The organism is Kitasatospora sp. NPDC088346, from assembly GCF_044740765.1.
Taxonomy (GTDB): domain Bacteria; phylum Actinomycetota; class Actinomycetes; order Streptomycetales; family Streptomycetaceae; genus Kitasatospora.
The window spans coordinates 44,382-63,143 of the sequence record NZ_JBIURH010000015.1 but is presented as its reverse complement, the minus strand read 5'-3'; the positions used below and the strand labels follow the sequence as shown (position 1 = coordinate 63,143).

The following is an 18,762-nucleotide window of genomic DNA, read 5'->3' as shown; positions in this document are numbered from 1 at the left end:
GGCACCGGGGCGGGGCACCGGAAACGGCGCCGGGGAGGGCCCGGGGAGGGCCCCGGATGACGACGGCACAGGTTTTGCCGTTATCCGCCCCGCTCGCCGGGGTCTCCTGAACATGCGGCCGTGCCCGTGCGGCGGACGGCGTCCAAGGTGGCGGCCGCACGGCCGAGGTCAAAGGCCCCGGGCCGGGGCCGGAGAAGGAGTGACGGCATGTGGACCCAACCGCGTTGCGAGGAGTGCCACCGGAACGGGCGGGGCGGGGCGTGTTCCTGCGGCCGGGAGACGGGTGGCCCGGGCGCTGCGAACTACGCGCCCACGGCGCTCCTCCCGGTGTTCCCGGGCGACTTCGGGGCGGGCGACGGCAGGCCACCGGACTCCTCCGGCCTGCGGATCTTCGAGCCGGCCGGCCCGGACGGCGCCGGCTACTACCCCGGGGAGCGCCGGGCACCGGCGGCGGAGAGCCGCCCCGGCGTACCGGCACCGCAGGTCGCCGCGGTGGCCGGGGCCGCGATGCTGGCCGCCACGGTGGCGGTCTGCGTCCTGGCCGTGGTGACGGCGCACCGCACGCCCGACGTGCCCGCTCCCGGCTCGCGGCCCGTGGCGGGCGCGGCGCCCGTGACCTCGCCGTCCGCCCGGCCCGCGCCGCCGAGCCCGGGCGTGGCCTCCCCGAGCCCCACACCGACGGCCTCCGCATCCGCGTCCGTGTCGGCATCCGCGTCCGCCACGGAGTCGGTGCAGGCGTCCGATTCCCCGGCGGCCTCGCCCCCATCGTCCGTCGCCGCGCCGGCCTCCGTCCGGGTGCGGGCCGCCGCCTCGGGGCGCTGCCTGACCGTCAGGAACGCCGTGGACGTGGAGATGCGGGACTGCGACGGCAGCCGCAGCCAGCAGTGGTCCCTCACCGCGGCCGGTGAGCTCCGCGACGCGAACGACGCCTGCCTGGCCCCCCGGGCCACCACCGGACGACCGTCGGCCGTGGTGCACCTGCTGCCCTGCGGCGGGAACGCGGACCAGACGTGGGCGGCGGGGCCGGGCGGGGCCGTGGTCGGGGTCGGATCCGGCCTGTGCCTGGACGTGTTCCAGGGGCGGCCCGACAACGGCACCCCCGTCCTGGTGCAACCCTGCACCAGGCAGCCGAACCAGCGGTGGAGCGTTCGGTGAGCCCGGAACGGCGTACCGGCCTCAGCCGACCGGCGTCGCGTCCCGGTCCGGGCCCGCGTCCCGGGCGCCGTCCCCGACCGCCGGCGCCCCGACGGCCGCCGCCGCGGCGCGGGTCCCTCCGTGATGGACCGGGCCGGCCGTCGGCAGCGTCCGCAGCCGGCGGGTGCAGGCGCGGTGCTGCACCGCCGCGAGCCCGGCGACCGCCGCCCCCAGCACCACCCAGCCCACCGGGCCGGCCGCCATCACCACACCGGTCAGCAGCGGCGGGCCCGCGGACTTCTGGACGGACTGGGCCATCCCGGCCACCCCCAGGTACGAGGCGCGGGCGTCCTCGGGCGCCAGCAGCACCGCGAGCTCCCACGAGCTCACCGAGCGCATCAGCTCGGCGAGGGTGACCAGCAGTGCCGCGGCGAGCAGGACGGCCGCGGCCACCCAGGTGCCGCCCCGGACGGCGACCGCCAGGCCCGTGCAGGTGACGAGGACCAGCACGCCGTACCGGAGCACGGCCCGGGTGGCCCGGCGCGGCCCCTCCGCCGCGGCCGACACCCGCAGTTGCAGCACCACCACCAGCACGGTGTTGACGACCAGGAAGACCGGGACGAGCGCGTGCGGCGCCGAGGTCCGGTTCACCAGCCACAGCGGCAGGCCGACGGCGAGGATCGAGTCGTCGATGTTCATCGGGACGTCCAGCAGGACGAAGAACAGGTAGCGGCGGTCGCGCCAGGGGCTCGCCGGGCGGGCCGTCCGCGTCGCCCGGTCCGTCCGCGTCGCCCGCACCTCGCGCACCGCACGTGCCGCGCGTGCTTCCCGGGGCTCGCGGGGCTCCCGGGTGCGCCACACCAGCGCGGCCGCGACCGCGAACGACAGCGCGTCGCCCACGATCAGGACCCGGTAGGCGGCACCCGTCCCGACCGCCAGGCCGACGGCCGCGATCCCGGCACCGACGCCGTACCCCGCGTTGGCCGCGCTGCGCGACAGCGCCTGGTAGGTCGCGCGGCGCCCCCCGGCGACCTGGGTGGCGAACAGCATCTCCAGGGTCTTCGCCGCCCGGTCCCCCAGGTACGTGGCGGCGACGACGGGCAGCAGCGCGTCGAAGCCGGTGACCACCAGCAGCAGGCCGAGGGTGCCGAGGCGGAGCAGGTGGCAGCCGATCAGCAGCGCGCGCACCGGGGCCCGGCCGGCCAGCCTCCCGGCCAGCGGCGAGCCGACGATCCCCGCGATGCCGGCCGCACCGAGCAGCACGCCGATCTGCTGGGCGCTCAGCCGGGTCACGAAGGTGAAGTACAGGACGGAGGACGCGGCCCAGAGCCCGGAGCCGACGCGGTCGACGGCCAGGGCGAGCAGCATGATCCGCGCGTTGCGCCCGCCGGGCGGTCGGCGCAACTGCGCGATCAGGCCCTGTCCGCCCTTCGGGGTCTCCCCGCTGTCCGTGTCGCCGCGCCGCATCGCTCGCCCCCGAATGTATCTTGACGTCAAGAGATCGAGGGGCAGCCTGCCCGCAAATTCTCTTGATGTCAAGATTCTCGAAGTCGACAGAATGGCGCGGCCCTCACCCCCGGGCCGCGCAGCTGAGGCTGACGGTCTCGGCGAAGGTGCGTGCGAGGGGCGTGAGCGCGTCCCACCGCCGGACGGCCCAGCCGACCGGCAGCCGGGGGAGGTCGGGGATGGGGACGAACCGCACCGGGCCGCTCCGGCCGTGGACGTCGTGCTCGGGCAGCGCGGGGACGACGGCGCGGCCGAGGCCGAGCTCGGTGAGGAGGATCGCGGTGTCCCAGTCGGCGACGCTCGGTTCGGAGCTGACCCGGACGCCGAGGTCGGCGAAGGCCGTGTCGAGGTGCGCCCGCGCGGAGGAGTTCTCCGGGAGCCGGATGTGGCGGACGTCCGCGAGATCGGCCGCCTCGACCCGGGGGCGGCCGGCGAGCGGATCCTCGGCACGGACGGCGAGCACCCAGGGCAGCTCGACGACGGGCCGCTGCTCGATGCCGCGGACCGGGCCGCCGAGAGTGAGCCAGGCCAGGTCGATGGTGTTGGCCGCGAGGGCGGCGAAGCACCTGCGACTGGAGCTCTCGGTCTGGAACTCCAGGCTCACCCGGGGGTGGTGCTGCCGGAAGGCGACGATCGCCTCCGCCATGAAGTGCCGCACGGTGGTCGCCCCCGTGGTCACCCGCACCGAACCACCCTCGCCGCGCACCAGTTCGTCGATGCGGCGGACGGCGAGGTCGAGTCCGGCGAGCCCGTCCGCGGCCGCCGCCCGCAGGACGTGTCCGGCGGGCGTGGGGACGACGCCCCGCGGATGGCGCTCCAGGAGCCGGGTGCCGGTGGCCCGCTCCAGTCGCTTCACGTGCTGGCTCACCGCGGACTGGGTGCAGGAGAGTTCGCGCGCGACGGCGCTCAGACTGCCGCTCCGGCACACGGCGACGAACACCCGGAGATCATCGAGGGTCATGCGACCCAAGGTATTCCTTGGGTCAGGCTTAGGAAACCCTAGGATTGACTGGGAGTCAGCCCGTCGTCGAGGATCGCCGTAGGGCCCAGGGCGGCAACCCGTCCCGATCCCCCCGCACCCGGTCCGGACCGGTAGGGCGAGGGGGTCGGGACGGGTGTCGACCCGTCAACCGGCCCTCCTCACCGTCGAATCCGGCTCGACCGATCGACCGCTCCGCACCTCCGGCCCGACCCGGCCCGACCCGGGCGGACCCGGGCGGACCCGGGCGGACCCGCAAGGAAGGACCTGCCGCACCGTGCACTCCCCCCTCCCCTCCCCCACGGCCCCCACGCCCACCCCACTCCGCCGCACGGTGGCGGTCCTCGGCCCGGGCGGTGTCGGCGGGCTGCTCGCCGCCGTGCTCGCCCGTGCCGGACACCGCGTGGTCTGCCTGGCCGGGGAGTCGACGGTCCACACCCTGCGCCGGGACGGGATCCGGCTGCACAGCCGGCAGTTCGGGGACTTCCGGGCCGCCGTGGAGGCCGACACCGCCCTGCGGGAGCCGGTCGACCTGTGCCTGGTGGCCGTCAAACACACCGCCCTCGACTCGGCTCTGGAACGGATCCCGCCCGCCGTCCTCGGCGAGGGCCCGCTGGTGCCGCTGCTCAACGGCGTCGAGCACGCGGACGTACTGCGCGAACGCTACGGGCCGCACGCGGTGGTGCCGGGGGTGATCAGGGTGGAGTCCACCCGGACGGCGCCCGGCGTCATCGAGCACGGCAGCCCGTTCACGGAGATCGACCTGGCCGGCGATCCCGAACGGCTCGCCCCGGCGGCCGCGCTGCTCACCGCCGCGGGCGTGACCACCCGCGTGATCGAGGACGAACGCACCGTGCTCTGGTCCAAGCTGGCCTTCCTCGCTCCGTTCGCCCTGCTCACCACGGGCCACCGGCTCACCATCGGCGAGCTGCGGACGGCCCGCCGCGCGGAGCTGGAGGCGCTCGTGGCGGAGGCCGCCGCCGTGAGCCGGGCCTGCGGCGTGCCGGCCGACCCCGCGCGGACCATGGCACGGTACGACGCGTTCCCGGCCGACGGCAAGTCGTCCATGCTGCGCGACGCGGAGGCGGGCCGGCCGCTGGAACTCGACGCGATCGGCGGGGCGTTGCTGCGGGCGGCGGACCGGCACGGCGTCCCGGTGCCGGTCGCCCGCCGGCTGATCGCCGAACTGGCGACCGACTGACGGGTAAAGCGGGCGGGGAGCCGGCCGGTCAGCCGGCCTGTCGGCCTGTCGGCCTGTCGGCCTGTCGGTCGGTCAGTCGGTCGGTCAGTCGGTCGGTCGGTCGGTCAGTCGGTCAGTTCGGCCAGGATCCACTCGGCCAGGGTCTCGGTCACCGCGCTGTGCTCGGAGTTGGTGGAGTCGCAGCAGAAGGCGTCGAGGTCGCTCCGGCCGGCCGGGAGGCCGTTCAGATCGGCGTTGAGGTCGACGTCCCAGGTGACCGGGTCGTACTTGAGGGCGACGGCGCTGACCGAGGGCACGAAGCACCCGGAGCGGTGCCGGTCGTCGATCGTGGCGCCGAGCGCGTCGGCGAGCATCCCGTACGAGGCCAGGGTGCCGCCGGGAGCCCCGTCCAGCGGGGGGATCTCGCTGGTGCGGCTGGTGCGGTAACCGAGCAGGACCGCCGACATCCGGACGGCCTCCTGCATCTGTCCGAAGGCCGGCTGGGTGCGGAGCACCGCGCGGGCCAGCCTCGGCTTCGACCAGTCGAAGACCTGCTCGCCGGGCAGCAACGGACCGCCGGTGGTGTCACCGGTGCCGTTCGCGACGCCGATCCGGCGCAGACCCGGCTTGGACGGGAACCAGCCCACGTCCTTGAGGTCCTGGAGGAAGTCGCGGCGCAGCGGGCTCCAGGTGGCGACGGCGCCCGAGTCCCTGGCGTTCTCCACCCACGCCCACAGCAGCTGCTGGGCGGCGGGACTCCTGATCAGTTCGGCCTGCTTCGGCTTGCCGGACGGGTCCGGGACCGACTCGAAGAAGTAGGCCAACTGCTGGAGGGCGACCGGGATCCAGGCGCCGTTGTGCGGGGAGTCGAAGGAGAGGTAGGTGCCCGTCTCGTGCTCCTCGCCCTCGTTCTCCATCCGGGCCAGCGCGTACCGGGTGATCAGGCCTCCCATGCTGACGCCGCCGACGATCAGCGGGGAGCCGCCGGGCTGCCGTTCGTCGATCACCCGGCGCACGGCGCTGACCGCGACGCCGGCGTTGGCCTGGATGTAGGTGTGGCGCTCCGTGAAGCCGAGCAGGACGATGTCCACGCCCGCGGCCCGCAGCTGGCTCAGCAGCCTTCTGCCGTCGGGGCCGTAGGGCGCGTCGAGGTGGGCGTAGAGGTCGTCGAGGTTGCTCTCGCCGTAGTTGAAGCCGTCCGCGAAGACCATGGGGTTCACGAGGCCCTCGTGGGGGGTGCCGTCGGGGTCGAGGCCGTAGTGGACGGCGGCGGTCCCGGTGGCCGTCTCCCCCTCGTGCTCCCAGGCCCCGGTGAGGTCCCACACCGCGTTGGGGCGGTTCACCCTGCGGGCGGTGTCGGCGCGCAGCGGCGGTGCGAACAGCACTCCCGGCGCGAGCGTGTCGGGGGTGCCGCCGGCCGGGGCCTCGGTTCCCTCCGATTCCGTCCAGGCCTCCAGACTGACGTCGACTCTGGCTTCACTGCGCAGCGTCATTGCTGCCGCCTCTCTTGTCGGTCGTATGAGATCGGTGAGCGGGGCGCACCTGGTCGCGCCCGGCCGGTCCGGACCGGGTGCCGGCGGTCGGGCCGCTGCCGGCTCCGGCGGCCGGCGGCGCACCCGCCGACAAGCAAAGGTATGTGCACGGAAGACCATGGGCGTGAGCCGACACCCGGCGCCCGGCCCGCGCCAGGGCGCACTCACGACGCAGGTCGTGCGCCCCCGCGCCGCCTCCCGGCCGCCGGCGCGAGCAGGGCCGACTGGACCGGGCGGAGCGGGACGGGACGGCCGGAGGGGGCCCACGCGGTCAGCGCTGCGCCGGCTGCTCCTGCCCGATCGCGGCACGAAGACGGCTGAGGACCGCTGCGGTGGCCTCCCGGGTGACGGCGTCCGACTGCTCGCCTAGCCGGTCGTCCAGGAGTTCCGCCGCGGCGGAGATCACCGCGGCGGGGAGGGTCACGTTGCGCAGGCCGAGCATCTGCGCGGCGGCCCGCTGCCCGGCGGTGGCGGTGTCCTGCGCGGGCACGCGCGCGGCGATACCGCGAGGGGGCTGGTGGACGGTGGTCATCGGATCATCCCTCCGGGAACGGCTGCGCCGGTCCGTCGTTGGCGGCTGTGAAGCTGTGAAAGCGGGGTCGGGCCCCCGCGGGGAGTGCACGGACGGCCGGTCAGGACGCCTGGCGCTGGTCCCGATCCGGACCGGCCGGACCGGCCGGGCGGGACGCCGCGAGGGCCGGCGGGCTCTCCCGGCGGCTCGGCCGGCGTCCCTCGGCCGCGCCGACGGCGGGTGCCCGGGCGACGGCCTCCCAGGTGGCGGACGGCGGCGCGGCGCCGTGGGCCCGGTGGATCCACCGGGCGAGCGCCTGCACGAACTCCGGCCCCAGGGCGGCGGCGCTCCGGAGCTGGTCCAGGTCACCCGGGCCGACCGGGACACCCGCGCGGGTCAGCGCGGCCAGCAGCGGGTGCACCAGGACCCAGTCGGTGCCGGTGGCGGGCAGCCGGCCGGGATGCGCGGGTTCTGTCACCCCCGGTTCAACCGGCGCCGGCACGGGTCGGAAACGGCGTCCGGCCCGGTTTCCCACTTCAGGGCTATCCGCGGCGCGTCGGCTCCTGTCCGGTGCCGCCGAACCTTGACCGCCTGCCACCGAGGTTGGCGGACGCGGCTCCCCGTCGCCGGGGATCGGCCGACGAGGTAGGGCGCGCGGGAGTAGGTTGTGGCGATGACCGAATCCCTGCCGCCCGGCGGTGTCGTGCTCGACGCGGATGAGATGGCTGCCCGGTGGGCGCAGGCGTGGCGGCCGGAACAGGTCGCCGAGCGGTTGGGCGGGGTCGGCGCGCCCTGGTGCGTCGCCGCGGGGTGGGCGTTGGACCTCTTCCGCGGGGGGCAGTCACGGCCGCACGGCGACTTGGAGATCGCGGTGCCCGCGGCGGGATTCCCGGAGATTCGGGACCGCTTCCCCGAGTACGCGTTCGACGCGGCGGGCTCGGGCCGGGTCTGGCCGGACGCGGGGCCCGAAGCGCTGGCGGTCACCCACCAGACCTGGGTGCGGGATCCGGCGAGCGACCGGTTCCTGTTCGACGTCTTCCGCGAGCCGCACCGGGGCGCGACCTGGATCTGCCGGCGTGACGAGAGCCTGCGGCTGCCGTACGACACCGTCATCGAGCGGACGGCGGACGGGGTGCCCTACCTCCTGCCGGAACTGGTGCTGCTGTTCAAGGCGAAGGCCGCGCGGCCCAAGGACCAGTCGGACTTCGACGGTGCGCTGCCGCTGCTGGGCCGGGCCCGGCGGGACACCCTCCGTGGGTGGCTGGAGCGTGTACACCCCGGGCATCCCTGGCTGGCACGGCTGACGGACTAGCGATGCCCGGTGCGGACCGGTCCCCGGTGGCGGAGAGCCGCACCCGTCAACGGCCCCGGCCTGCGCCGCGCGCCCCGGGCCGACCGGCCGTCAGGGGCGTCCGCCGGCCAGGCCGGAGAGCGCGACGTACGCCTTCTCCCAGCCCGGCAGCGCGAGCCGGCCGTGCAGCACCTCCTCCGGTCGGGCGGCGATCCGTCCGAGCAGGCGGTGGTAAATGCCCGCCATCGCGGCCGTGCAGGCCCGGCTGCGGCGGTCGAGCATCGGCAGCAGGCGCAGGCCCTCCTCGAACGCCTCCCGGGCGCGCTCGACCTGGTGCGCCATCAGGCCCGCGAAGTCCGCGCCCGGCGGCAGGTCGGGTGTGGCGAAGCCCTGTTGGCAGCCGAACCGGGCCAGGTCCTCGGTGGGCAGGTAGGTCCGCCCGTTCAGGGCGTCCTCGCGCAGGTCGCGCAGGATGTTGGTGAGCTGCAGCGCCCGCCCGAGCGTGTCGGCGTACGCCGCGCCGAGCTCGTCGTCCGCGCAGCCGTACACGCCGAGCGAGAGCCGGCCGATCGAACCGGCCACGCACCGGCAGTAGACCTTGAGCTCCTCGTACGTGCGGTACTCGACGCCCCGGACGTCCATCTCCACCCCGTCGATCAGCTCGTCGAAGCCGCCGAGCGGGACGGGGAAGCGTCGGGCCGTGTCGGCGAGTGCGACCTTGACCGGGTCGGTGTCGTCCTCGGACACCTCCCCGGACCTGATCTCGTCCACGAGCCGCCGGGTCCGCAGCAGTTGCTCGGCCTTGCGGTCGGCCGGGAGGTCACCGTCCCCGATGTCGTCGATCCGGCGGGCCAGTGCGTAGAGCGCGGACATCGCCAGCCGCTTGGGTTCCGGCAGCAGCCGGATCCCGTAGCTGAAGTTGCGGGCCTGCAGGGCGGTGACCGCCTCGCAGTACCGGTAGGCCGCCATGGCCTGCGCCGTCGGCGGTACCGCCGCCGGGGCCGACGCCGAAACCGCTTCCACTGCCGATGTCGCCACTGGGGCGTTCACCTTCCCTCCGCGAGGCTGTCCGCCGCCCGGCCGTGGGCGGCGGGGGTCCGGCCGGCGTCCGGGTGAGCCCGCGCCGTGACGCCGTGAGCGACCGCCGCAGGGCGGCCCCTCCCCACCCTCTCCCGGGCCGCCTCCCCCGCCCGGCGGTACCGGCCGGTCGTGCGCTCGCGCCCGCCCCCGGGTGCCCGTCCGCACACGCGGGCCGCCCCGCGGCGCGTCCTGCCCGAACGCCGCGAGCCCGGCACGGGCGAACGCCGGTGTGCGTTCGGCCGCGCCGGGCTCGGGCCCGGGTACCGCGGTGTCAGGCCGGTGTCAGGCCGGGACGATGTTCTCCGCCTGCAGGCCCTTCTGGCCCTGGGTGACGTCGAAGGACACCTTCTGGCCCTCGATGAGCTCCCGGAAGCCCGAGGAGGCGATGTTCGAGTAGTGGGCGAAGACGTCCGGGCCGCCACCGTCCTGCTCGATGAAGCCGAAGCCCTTCTCCGCGTTGAACCACTTCACAGTTCCAGTAGCCACAGGTCTCTCTTCTCCGAAGTCGTGCCAGGCCCCACACCGTGCGAGCCCTCCGCAGGTGATCGCCCGGCCCGGGTCGACACCTCGTCGGGCGCGGCCCGGAGCCTTCGCTGCGTGGTCACCACATTACCGACAGCTTCCGGGGAGGCCGACCACCGCCGGACCCTCGGCGCGGCTGCGCGGCGGCGCGGCGCGCACCGGGGCTGCGGTGGGGCGCCGTCGCGCCCGGCGGTAGCGTTCGGGACATCCCCTGCTGCGAGGAGCCCGGCCATGGACACCGACGCCCCCGTCTCCCTGGTGACGGGAGCCAACCGCGGCATCGGACGGGAGACGGCGCGGCAGCTGGCCGCGCTCGGTCACACCGTGCTGCTCTGCGCCCGCCGGCCCGAGGACGCCGAACGGGTGGCCGCGGAGCTGGGCGGGACGGTCCGTCCGCACCGCCTCGACGTCACCTCGCAGGCGGAGGCCGACGCGCTGGCGAGGCACGTGGAGGCCCGCTACGGCCGGCTGGACGTTCTGGTCAACAACGCGGCGACCAACTACGACCCCGGGGAGCGGGCCGTGGACGTGGACCTGGACGACGTCCGCCGCACGCTGGAGACCAACCTGATCGGCGCCTGGCGGGTCGCCGGGGCCTTCGTACCGCTGCTGCGGCGCTCGGCGCACGGCCGGATCGTCAACGTGTCCAGCGAGTCGGGGTCGCTGACCCGGATGGGGGCGGGTGAGCCCGCGTACGGGGTCTCCAAGGCGGCCCTCAACGCCCTCACCCGCAAGCTCGCCGCCGAGCTGCGCGCGGACGGGGTGCTGGTGAACGCGGTCTGCCCGGGCTGGGTGGCCACCGACATGGGAGGCCCGGGCGGCGGTCCCGTCGAGGAGGGGGCGGCCGGAGTGCTCTGGGCGGCGACCCTGCCGGACGGCGGCCCGACCGGCGGTTTCTTCCGCCACGGGCGCCCGCTCGCCTGGTGACCGGCCGCTGGACGACGGGGCTTCCGGCCGCCGGCCGAGGCGCGCCGGCCGTGCCCGAGCAGGAGCTCGGCACGGCGGCGCCGCAACGGCCGGCGGCTGCCGTTCGTGCGGGGATCAGGCCTCGACGACGCCGGACTTCGCGATGGTGATCTTCGCCTTGGTGCGGCCGCTGGAGGAGCCCAGGCCCTCGATCTGCTTCACCAGCTCCATGCCCTCGACGACCTCGCCGAAGACGACGTGCTTGCCGTCGAGCCAGCTGGTGACGATCGTGGTGATGAAGAACTGCGAACCGTTGGTGTTGCGGCCCGCGTTCGCCATCGAGAGCTGGCCCGGCTTGGTGTGCTTGAGCTGGAAGTTCTCGTCGGCGAACTTCTCGCCGTAGATGCTCTTGCCGCCGGTGCCGTCACCGCGGGTGAAGTCACCGCCCTGCAGCATGAAGTCCGGGATCACCCGGTGGAAGCTGGAGCCCTCGTAGCCGAAGCCGTGCTGGCCGGTCGCGAGCTCGCGGAAGTTCTGGGCGGTCTTGGGCACTACGTCGTCGAACAGGGTGAAGACGATCCGACCGGCCGGAGCGCCGTCGATGGTGATGTCGAAGAACACGTCATTACTCATGCCACCCATCCTTCCACGCCGCGGATACCTCCCCGTGCACCGGCCACCCGGAGGCCCGGATCCGGCGCCCGGGCCCGCTCAGCCCCGCAGGTACGCCAGCACCGCCAGCACCCGGCGGTGGTCCTGGTCGGCCGGCGGCAGGTCGAGCTTGGCGAGGATGTTGCCGATGTGCTTGGCGACGGCGGCCTCGCCGACCACCAGGGTGCGGGCGACGGCCGCGTTGGAGCGGCCCTCGGCCATCAGCGCCAGCACCTCGCGCTCGCGGGCGGTCAGCCGCTGGAGCGGGTCCCGGCGGTGGCTGATCAACTGTCGGACCACCTCGGGGTCGATCACCGTGCCGCCGGCGGCCACCCGCTCGACCGCGCCGACGAACTCGGCCACCTCCCCGACCCGGTCCTTGAGCAGGTAGCCCACCCCCGCGCCGTGCCCGGAGTCGAGCAGTTCGGCGGCGTAGGCCCGTCCGACGAACTGGCTCAGCACCAGCACCGCGAGCGACGGCCGCTCGGCCCGCAGGGCGACCGCAGCACGCAGCCCCTCGTCGCTGAAGCCGGGCGGCATCCGGACGTCGGTGACCACGATGTCGGGTTCGTGCTCGGCGACGGCGGCGGCCATCGCGTCCGCGTCGCCGACCGCGGCGACCACCGTGTGGCCGAACCGTTCGAGCATGCCGACCAGTCCGCCGCGCAGCAGGGCCGCGTCCTCGGCGACCACGACTCGTACGCCTACCCGATCGGGCACGGGATCTCCACGGTGATCACGGTCGGCCCGCCGGCCGGGCTCGACACGGCCAGTGTGCCGTCCGCCGCGGCGGCCCGGTCGGCCAGCCCCGCCAACCCGCTGCCGTCGCGGGCCGCGGCGCCGCCGACACCGTCGTCGCGGACCTCCACCACCAGCCGGTCCGCCAGCAGCCGGCCGCGGACCTCCGCCCGGCTCGCCCGGCTGTGCTTGGCGACGTTGGCGAGCGCCTCGGCCAGCACGAAGTACGCGGTGGCCTCCACCGGCGCGGGCAGCCGGGCGGGCAGCGCCACGTCGACGGTCACCGGCACCGGCGACCGGTCGGCCACGTCGGCGGCCGCCGCGGCCAGGCCACGGTCGGTGAGCACCTGCGGGTGGACGCCGCGGATCAGTTCGCGCAGCTCGGCGAGGGCCAGCCGGGCCTGCTCGCGGGCCCCGTCCACGCCGGCCGCCGCGGGCGAGCCGTCCGGCAGGTCCAGCCGGGCCATGCCGAGCGCGATGGTGAGGGCCACCAGCCGCTGCTGGGCGCCGTCGTGCAGGTCCCGTTCGATCCGGCGGCGCTCCACCTCGAAGGCGTCCACCAGCCGCGCCCGCGAGCGCGACACCTCCCCCAACCGGGCGCCGAGCTCGGCGTCGCGGGGGGCCAGCAGCGTCCGGGTGAGGACGGCCCGGGCGCCGGCCCAGACCGTCACCGGGTAGGCCGCGACCAGCAGCAGCACGGGCGCCGCCGCCGTCAGGAACACGATGCCGAACCACGGGATCGAGCGGTCGACGACGATCGACGTCACCGAGACGACCGGCAGGAACAGCGACAGGACCAGCACCCCGAAGTCGATCCACCACAGGGCCAGCACCGACACCGCGACGTAGCCGAGCTCCCGCCAGGTCTGCTGCTCGCGCAGCCGGGTCGCCAGCCACTCGCGCCGGCCCAGCCGCTCCGGCGGACGGTGCGGGTCGGGCGCCGGGTCCAGGTCGACCAGGCGCAGCCGCAGCCGTTCGAACCGGGCGACCACCACCCCCGACAGCGCGAGGGCCAGCAGCAGGACGAAACCGACGAGGGCCGGGGCGAGCAGCGTCCCGCCGACCGACAGGACGAGGACGACGGCGCCGGTGGCGGCGCCCAGCAGGACGCCGGAGACCAGGTACCCGAGGGAGCGCCACGGCCAGGAGGTGGTCAGGAAGCCGACCGGGTGGTGGGTGATGGCCTGCCAGGCGGTCCGTGGTGTCACGGGCCCGACTGTACCGACGCCGCACGGCCGGGTCGGTAGTGCTGGGTCTACCCCCGGAACTCCACCGCGGGCCACTGCCCCGGGGCAGGGCGGGCGGCTTGGCTGGAGACATGACGATCAATGAGACCCGGGCCGCCGGGACGGGGACGGCCGACGCCGTCCGGCTGCGGTCGGTGCGCAGGGTGTACGGGGCGGGCGAGGGCGCGGTGACGGCGCTGGACGGGGTGACGCTCGGCTTCCCGGCCGGCGTCTTCTCCGCGGTGATGGGACCGTCCGGCTCGGGGAAGTCCACGCTGCTGCACTGCGCCGCGGGTCTGGAGCGGCCGACCGCCGGGACGGTCACGGTGGCGGACACCGAGCTGGGGGCGCTCGACGAGCGCGCGCTGACGCTGCTGCGCCGCGACCGGATCGGGTTCGTCTTCCAGTCGTTCAACCTGGTGCCGGCGCTGACCGCCGAACAGAACGTGGCGCTCCCGCTGCGGCTGGCCGGTCTGCGCCCGGACCGGGACCGGGTGCGGCAGGGCCTGGCGGAGGTCGGGCTCGCGGACCGGGCGGGGCACCGGCCGAGCGAGCTGTCGGGCGGTCAGCAGCAGCGGGTGGCGATCGCCCGGGCCCTGGTGACCGGGCCCGCCGTGCTCTTCGCGGACGAGCCGACCGGCGCGCTGGACAGCGCCGCCTCCCGCGAGGTGCTGGCCCTGCTCCGCCGCGCCGTGGACCGGCACGGCCGGACCGTGGTCATGGTGACCCACGATCCGGTGGCGGCCGGGTACGCGGACCGGGTCGTGTTCCTGCGCGACGGCCGGGTGGCCGAGGTCGCCGAGTACCTCGACGCCCGCGGCGTCGCGGAGCGCCTCGCCCGGCTGGAGGGCTGATGATGCTGCCCCTGGCCGCGGTCCGGCACCGCTGGACCGCCTTCGCCGGCACGTTCGTCACGCTCGCCCTCGGTGTCGCGCTGATCACCGGCACGCTGCTGGTGTACCTGTCCGCGGTGCCGGCGGTCCCGGAGCGCTACGCCGGGGCCGCCGTGTACGTCCGGAACGAGGGGGTGCCCTGGTCGCCGGAGGCCGTCCGGGACCTGACCGAGCGGCTCGGCGCGGTGCCGGGCGTGGCCGGGGTCGTCCCCGAGCGGTCGTTCTACGCCCAGCTGGTGCCGGACGGGCGGCCGGTCGGCCGGCCCGACGTCCGGGACCCGCAGGGGCACGGCTGGTCGGCCGCGGCGCTGGCGCCGTACCCGGTGCGCACCGGACGGGCGCCGGCCACGGACGGGGAGGTGGTCGTCCCGCACGCGCTGGGGACGGCGGCCGGCACCCCCGTGGTGCTGCTGACCGCGGCCGGGCCGGCCCGCTACACGGTGACCGGCACGGTCGACGGGCCCGGCCTGTTCGTCGCCGACGCCGTCGCCGAACGGCTGGCCGGTGGTGTCCGGCTGATCGGTGTGCGTACGGCACCGGGCGCCGACCCGGACGCGGTCGGCGCGGCGGTTCGCGAGGCAGTCCGCGCGGCGGTCGGCGGGTCGGGGCGGGTGCTCGCCGGGGCGGTGCGCGGTCTGCTGGAGGAGCGGAGCGCGGGCAGCACCCGGCAGATCGGCGCCCAGGTGCTGGCCACCATGGTCGCGGTGGCGGTCTTCTCGTCGGTGTTCGTGGTCGCCTCGACGTGCGCGTTCGCGGCCAACCAGCGGCGCCGGGAGTTCGGCCTGCTGCGCGCGGTCGGCGCGACGCCGGGTCAGATCCGCCGGTCGGTGCTCCGCGAGGCGCTGGCCGTCGGGGTCGCGGGCGGCGTCGTGGGTGTGCTGGTGGGCTGCGCGGCGGCGCCGGTGCTCGGTGGTGTCCTGGTCGACGCGGGCTTCGAACCGCCGGGGTTCACCGTGCGGTCGACGCCCTGGCCGCCGGCCGCGGCGTTCCTGGTCGGGCTGCTGGTCGCGGTGGCGGGCGCCGCGTCCGCGTCCCGGCGGGCGGGCGCGGTCGGCCCGATGGAGGCGCTGCGGGAGGCGTCCGTCGACCGCCGGCCGATGACCCCCGCCCGCTGGGCCTTCGGCGGCCTGTCCGGGGCGCTCGGGGTGCTGCTGACGGTGGCGACGGCCGCCGCCGACGGCGAGGACCTGATCACCACCTCGATGCTCGCCGCGATGGCGCTGATCGTCGCACTGGCACTGCTCGCACCGGTGGTGGTGCCGGCGGTCCTCCGGGCCGTGACCCGACCGCTGGAGCGGCTGTCCGGCGCGACCGGTGTGCTGGCCCGGGAGAGCGCCCTGAACGCCGCCCGCCGTACGGCGTCGGTCGCGGCCCCGGTGATCGCCACCGTCGGCTTCGGCACCCTGATCCTCGGCCAGGTGGCGACCGTGACCGACGCCTACGGCAGCCGGGGCACGGACGCCGTGCGGCACGAGGTGGTGGTGCGCCCGGACGGCACGCCCGGGCTCTGCGACGCCGCCCTCGACGCGCTGCCCGCCGGGCACACCCTCGCCTGGACCCCGACCACGGTCTTCGTCGGCGGCACCGAGCAGCTCGCCGCCGGCGTGACGCCGTCGGGCTTCCGGACGGCGGTGCCGGCCGGGGCGGCGGTCGAGTTCGGAGCCCCCGGCACGGTGGTCGTCGGCCGTCCGCCGGCCGGGTCGGGTGTCCCCGGGTCCGCGCCCGGCGGCGACGGGTCGGCCGGCGGCCCGGCGGACGGCGGGCCCGGAGGGACCGGCGGGGCGCCGCGGGTGGGCGACACGGTGCAGGTCACCTTCGCCGACGGGCGGACGGCGGGCCAGCGCGTCGTCGCGGTGGTGGACACGGCCGACCTGCCCGCGCTGATCCTGCCCCGGGCGACCGTCCGCGAGCACGACCCGGCCGCGCTGACCGAACTGGCGTACGTCGACGGCGTGCCGCCCGCCGACCTGCGCGCCGCCCTGGCCGGGCTCGGGGCCACGGCGGTGGCCGGCACGGAGTACCGCTCCGACGCCGCGGCCCGGGACGACGCCCTGGTCCGGACGTTCGTGCTGATCCTGGTCGGGATGTCCGTCGGGTACACCGGCCTGGCGATCGCCAACACCCTGGTGATGGCGACCGCCGGGCGGCGCCGCGACTTCGCCGTGCTGCGGCTGTCCGGCGGCACGACCGGGCAGGTGCTGCGGGTGGTCGGCGTCGAGGCGGCGCTGGTGGTCGGCGTCGGCGCGGCACTCGGCCTGTTGGTCGCGCTCGGCGCGCTGGCGGGGGTGAGCGCCGGGGTGAGCGCCTCCCTCGGGCGGGCCGTCCCGCTGCTGCTCCCCTGGGGGACCGTCCTCGGGCTGGTCGCCGCCTGCCTCGGACTGGCCGTGGCGGCAGCCCTGCTGACGGCCCGTCCGGGGCTGCGCGAGGCCGCCTCGGGGGCTCGCGGCTGAGCCTGTCCGGCCGATCGTCGCGTCAGGCGGGGGCGCTGCCCGACCGTCGCACCGACTAGCAGCCCATCCGGTTGCACCGGGCCGGTGATCGACGGCGATACTCCGGGGCATGAGCAGAATCGCCGAGGTCATCGTGCTGGCCCGGGACGCGGACGATGTGATGGAGCCGCTGACGCGGCCCGACCCCACTCGTACCTGGGTGGGCTGCTTCGCCGAGATGCGCCCGGGCGGTGACTGGGGTTTCGGCTGGGGCGCGGAGTTCGAACACATGAGCTGGAGATCCGGGCTGTTGAAGCACCTGGAGTCCTTGCCGTGGCCCCGTCCGGAGACGGTACAGGTGCTGATCCACGACGAGGAGGACGACTGCTTCGGCCTCTGGATGATCCACGACGGCAGGCTGGTGGAAGTACCCCTCGCCCGCACCCGACGGGCTTGGTGGTCCGGACCTCCGGACGAGGGGTACGCGCCCGACCCCGGCATCCTGAGCCGGACGGACCACGGGCCCGTCGACTGGCCGGAGGAGATCGAGGGCGGCGACCGGTCCCGGCCCCCGGCCTGGTGACGTGGTCGGGTGCGGAGCCGGCCGACCGGGGCGGTAGGAGTCCTGGCTCCGCGTCCGACAGAGCGCCGCGTTCCTCCCGCCCCGTGCCCGAGGTGACGAGCAGCTCAAGCGGCAGTCGTACGGACAGGGCTCAGGCGGCCCGGAGCGGCCGGGCGGCGCGGGCGGCCTCCAGGACGTGGTCGCGGGAGGCCGCGGCCCGGGCGCGGAGGGCGGGCAGGTCCACGTCGAGGACCTGGCCCGCCCACTTGCGGACCTGGCCGGCGACCAGCACGGTGTCGATGTTGCGGGCGTCCGAGCCCAGCACGACGGTGCCCACCGCGTCGTTGAGCGGCAGGTTGTTGATCTCCTCGGCGGTGATCATCAGCAGGTCCGCCTGCTTGCCCGGCGTCAGCGAACCGGTCACCCCCGCCAGGCCGTTGGTGCGGGCGCCCTGGAGCGTGGCGAAGTCGAGCACGTCGGCCGTACCGATCCGGACCGGCTCCCGGCCGGTGCCGTACCCGGCGTTGACGGCGCGCATCCGCTGGACGGTGAGCAGCGCCCGCATCTGGGTGAACATGTCGCAGGACAGCGCCACCTCGACGTCGATGCTCAGCCCCGGCCGGACCCCGACCGAGAGCGCCTCGTCCACGGCGGGGACGGCGGTCTCCAGGCCGATCTGGGCGTCCGAGGTGGGCGCCAGGGCCACCGTGGTCCCGCTGTCACCGATCGCCCGCCAGGCGTCCGGGGTCAGCCCGGTGGCGTGGATCAGGGTGAGGTCCGGGCCCAGCAGACCCTGCCGCTCCCAGTCCAGCACCGCCGCCGACGAGGACGCGCCGAACACCGCGTCCACGCTGACCCCGACGCCCAGTTCGGCCGCGGTGCGGGCGGCCGCCGGACCGAAGGCCAGCCCCGGCCCGGCGATCTCGCCGGTGGCGAGGGTGGCCAGCCGGAAGGTGATCAGCTCGCTGCCGTACTGCTCCACCAGCCGGCCCAGGTCCGCCGGCCACTGGTGGTCCCAGTCCCCGAAGTGCGGGCCCATCGCGGCGTGCACCCCGCGGATGCCGGTGTCCACCAGGGCCCGGACGGCGGCGTCGGAGTGGGCGGCCGTCCGGGAGTTGTGCGAGAAGTCCAGCATCGTGGTGATACCGGCGTCGACGGCCCCGAGCGCGGCCAGCCGGGTGCCGACGTACATGTCCTCGGGCCGGTAGACGGGGGCGTAGCCGGCCAGCGTGGCGGCCACGTAGCCGCCCAGGTCGTCCACGTCGGGCATGATCCGGCGCAACTGGCCCTGCCAGGCGTGGCGGTGGGTGTCGACGAAGCCCGGGGTGAGGATCGTCCCGGTGGCGTCGACGACGACGGCGTCCGTCGCCGCGCCCTGGGCCCGCAGGTCCGGGCCGACGGCGACAACGGTGCTGCCCCGCACCAGCAGGTCGCCGGTGGGGAGGGTGCCGAGCCCGGGATCCATGGTGACGACGGTGGCGCCGGTGAACAGGATCCGGCGGTCGGGGTCGGCGGCGGAGCGGCGCAGCCGGTCGAGGAGGGCGGCACGCGGGGTGTCGGTCGGGTTCACGGGGTGTCCTCGCTGGAAGGGGGGTGGGTCGGGGTGCGCGGCCTCGGTGCGC

At 75.7% G+C, this 18,762-nt stretch carries 18 protein-coding genes; 7 read left to right on the top strand and 11 right to left on the bottom strand.

Annotated elements, in window-relative coordinates; all coding sequences use genetic code 11:
* The first annotated feature begins 207 nt into the window (after window positions 1-207).
* Window positions 208-1,155 carry a ricin-type beta-trefoil lectin domain protein gene (locus ACIOFR_RS20875; RefSeq protein WP_400999340.1) on the top strand — a complete coding sequence of 316 codons (948 nt, stop codon included), beginning with the start codon at window positions 208-210 and terminating at the stop codon, window positions 1,153-1,155.
* Between the two features lie 21 nt (window positions 1,156-1,176).
* On the opposite strand, the gene ACIOFR_RS20870 is transcribed toward ACIOFR_RS20875, so the two are convergent.
* Together ACIOFR_RS20870 and ACIOFR_RS20865 are read right to left on the bottom strand one after the other, a co-directional pair.
* On the bottom strand, window positions 1,177-2,601 hold the full coding sequence (locus tag ACIOFR_RS20870) for an MFS transporter (protein WP_400999338.1): 1,425 nt from the start codon (window positions 2,599-2,601) through the stop codon (window positions 1,177-1,179).
* Window positions 2,602-2,704: 103 nt separating this feature from the next.
* Window positions 2,705-3,601: a LysR family transcriptional regulator gene (locus ACIOFR_RS20865; protein ID WP_400999336.1), complete on the bottom strand. Its 897-nt coding sequence runs from the start codon at window positions 3,599-3,601 to the stop codon at window positions 2,705-2,707.
* Window positions 3,602-3,896: 295 nt separating this feature from the next.
* Here ACIOFR_RS20865 and ACIOFR_RS20860 point away from each other — a divergent pair, with 295 nt between their 5' ends.
* Complete coding sequence (locus tag ACIOFR_RS20860) at window positions 3,897-4,820, top strand: ketopantoate reductase family protein (RefSeq protein ID WP_400999334.1); 924 nt, start codon at window positions 3,897-3,899, stop codon at window positions 4,818-4,820.
* Between the two features lie 104 nt (window positions 4,821-4,924).
* Here ACIOFR_RS20860 and ACIOFR_RS20855 read toward each other — a convergent pair whose 3' ends face one another.
* The 3 genes from ACIOFR_RS20855 to ACIOFR_RS20845 form a co-directional block, all read right to left on the bottom strand.
* Entirely contained in the window at window positions 4,925-6,292 is a 1,368-nt protein-coding gene (locus ACIOFR_RS20855; protein ID WP_400999332.1) for a hypothetical protein, read from the bottom strand.
* Window positions 6,293-6,602: 310 nt separating this feature from the next.
* Window positions 6,603-6,863: a hypothetical protein gene (locus tag ACIOFR_RS20850; RefSeq protein ID WP_400999330.1), complete on the bottom strand. Its 261-nt coding sequence runs from the start codon at window positions 6,861-6,863 to the stop codon at window positions 6,603-6,605.
* Window positions 6,864-6,963: 100 nt separating this feature from the next.
* Entirely contained in the window at window positions 6,964-7,320 is a 357-nt protein-coding gene (locus ACIOFR_RS20845) for a hypothetical protein (protein WP_400999328.1), read from the bottom strand.
* Between the two features lie 195 nt (window positions 7,321-7,515).
* On the opposite strand from ACIOFR_RS20845, the gene ACIOFR_RS20840 reads away from it, so the two are divergent.
* Complete coding sequence (locus ACIOFR_RS20840) at window positions 7,516-8,154, top strand: nucleotidyltransferase domain-containing protein (RefSeq protein WP_400999326.1); 639 nt, start codon at window positions 7,516-7,518, stop codon at window positions 8,152-8,154.
* Between the two features lie 90 nt (window positions 8,155-8,244).
* Here ACIOFR_RS20840 and hpnD read toward each other — a convergent pair whose 3' ends face one another.
* Window positions 8,245-9,102, bottom strand: coding sequence for a presqualene diphosphate synthase HpnD (gene hpnD / locus ACIOFR_RS20835; RefSeq protein WP_400999324.1), 858 nt, complete (start codon window positions 9,100-9,102; stop codon window positions 8,245-8,247).
* Between the two features lie 393 nt (window positions 9,103-9,495).
* Window positions 9,496-9,699 (bottom strand): cold-shock protein, encoded by a 204-nt coding sequence (locus ACIOFR_RS20830; protein ID WP_400999322.1) that lies wholly within the window; start codon window positions 9,697-9,699, stop codon window positions 9,496-9,498.
* Window positions 9,700-9,966: 267 nt separating this feature from the next.
* Between ACIOFR_RS20830 and ACIOFR_RS20825 the strand changes: the two genes are divergently transcribed.
* Window positions 9,967-10,662, top strand: a complete 696-nt coding sequence (locus ACIOFR_RS20825) for an SDR family NAD(P)-dependent oxidoreductase (protein WP_400999320.1) — start codon at window positions 9,967-9,969, stop codon at window positions 10,660-10,662.
* A 114-nt stretch (window positions 10,663-10,776) separates the two neighbouring features.
* Here the strand turns inward: ACIOFR_RS20825 and ACIOFR_RS20820 are convergent, their stop codons facing one another.
* The 3 genes from ACIOFR_RS20820 to ACIOFR_RS20810 form a co-directional block, all read right to left on the bottom strand.
* Window positions 10,777-11,274, bottom strand: a complete 498-nt coding sequence (locus ACIOFR_RS20820) for a peptidylprolyl isomerase (protein ID WP_400999318.1) — start codon at window positions 11,272-11,274, stop codon at window positions 10,777-10,779.
* A gap of 78 nt (window positions 11,275-11,352) precedes the next feature.
* The gene (locus ACIOFR_RS20815) at window positions 11,353-11,940 is read right to left on the bottom strand and encodes a LuxR C-terminal-related transcriptional regulator (protein WP_400999520.1); all 588 of its coding nucleotides are present in this window, start codon (window positions 11,938-11,940) and stop codon (window positions 11,353-11,355) included.
* 56 nt (window positions 11,941-11,996) lie between these two features.
* Entirely contained in the window at window positions 11,997-13,238 is a 1,242-nt protein-coding gene (locus tag ACIOFR_RS20810) for a sensor histidine kinase (RefSeq protein WP_400999316.1), read from the bottom strand.
* A gap of 110 nt (window positions 13,239-13,348) precedes the next feature.
* Here ACIOFR_RS20810 and ACIOFR_RS20805 point away from each other — a divergent pair, with 110 nt between their 5' ends.
* From ACIOFR_RS20805 to ACIOFR_RS20795, 3 genes are all read left to right on the top strand, one after another.
* Window positions 13,349-14,110, top strand: a complete 762-nt coding sequence (locus ACIOFR_RS20805) for an ABC transporter ATP-binding protein (RefSeq protein WP_400999314.1) — start codon at window positions 13,349-13,351, stop codon at window positions 14,108-14,110.
* Window positions 14,110-16,599, top strand: coding sequence for an FtsX-like permease family protein (locus ACIOFR_RS20800; RefSeq protein WP_400999312.1), 2,490 nt, complete (start codon window positions 14,110-14,112; stop codon window positions 16,597-16,599). Before ACIOFR_RS20805 ends, ACIOFR_RS20800 begins: the two co-directional genes overlap by 1 nt.
* A gap of 109 nt (window positions 16,600-16,708) precedes the next feature.
* Window positions 16,709-17,161, top strand: coding sequence for a hypothetical protein (locus ACIOFR_RS20795; RefSeq protein ID WP_400999310.1), 453 nt, complete (start codon window positions 16,709-16,711; stop codon window positions 17,159-17,161).
* Window positions 17,162-17,291: 130 nt separating this feature from the next.
* Here ACIOFR_RS20795 and ACIOFR_RS20790 read toward each other — a convergent pair whose 3' ends face one another.
* Entirely contained in the window at window positions 17,292-18,710 is a 1,419-nt protein-coding gene (locus ACIOFR_RS20790; RefSeq protein ID WP_400999308.1) for an amidohydrolase family protein, read from the bottom strand.
* Between the last annotated feature and the right edge of the window lie 52 nt (window positions 18,711-18,762).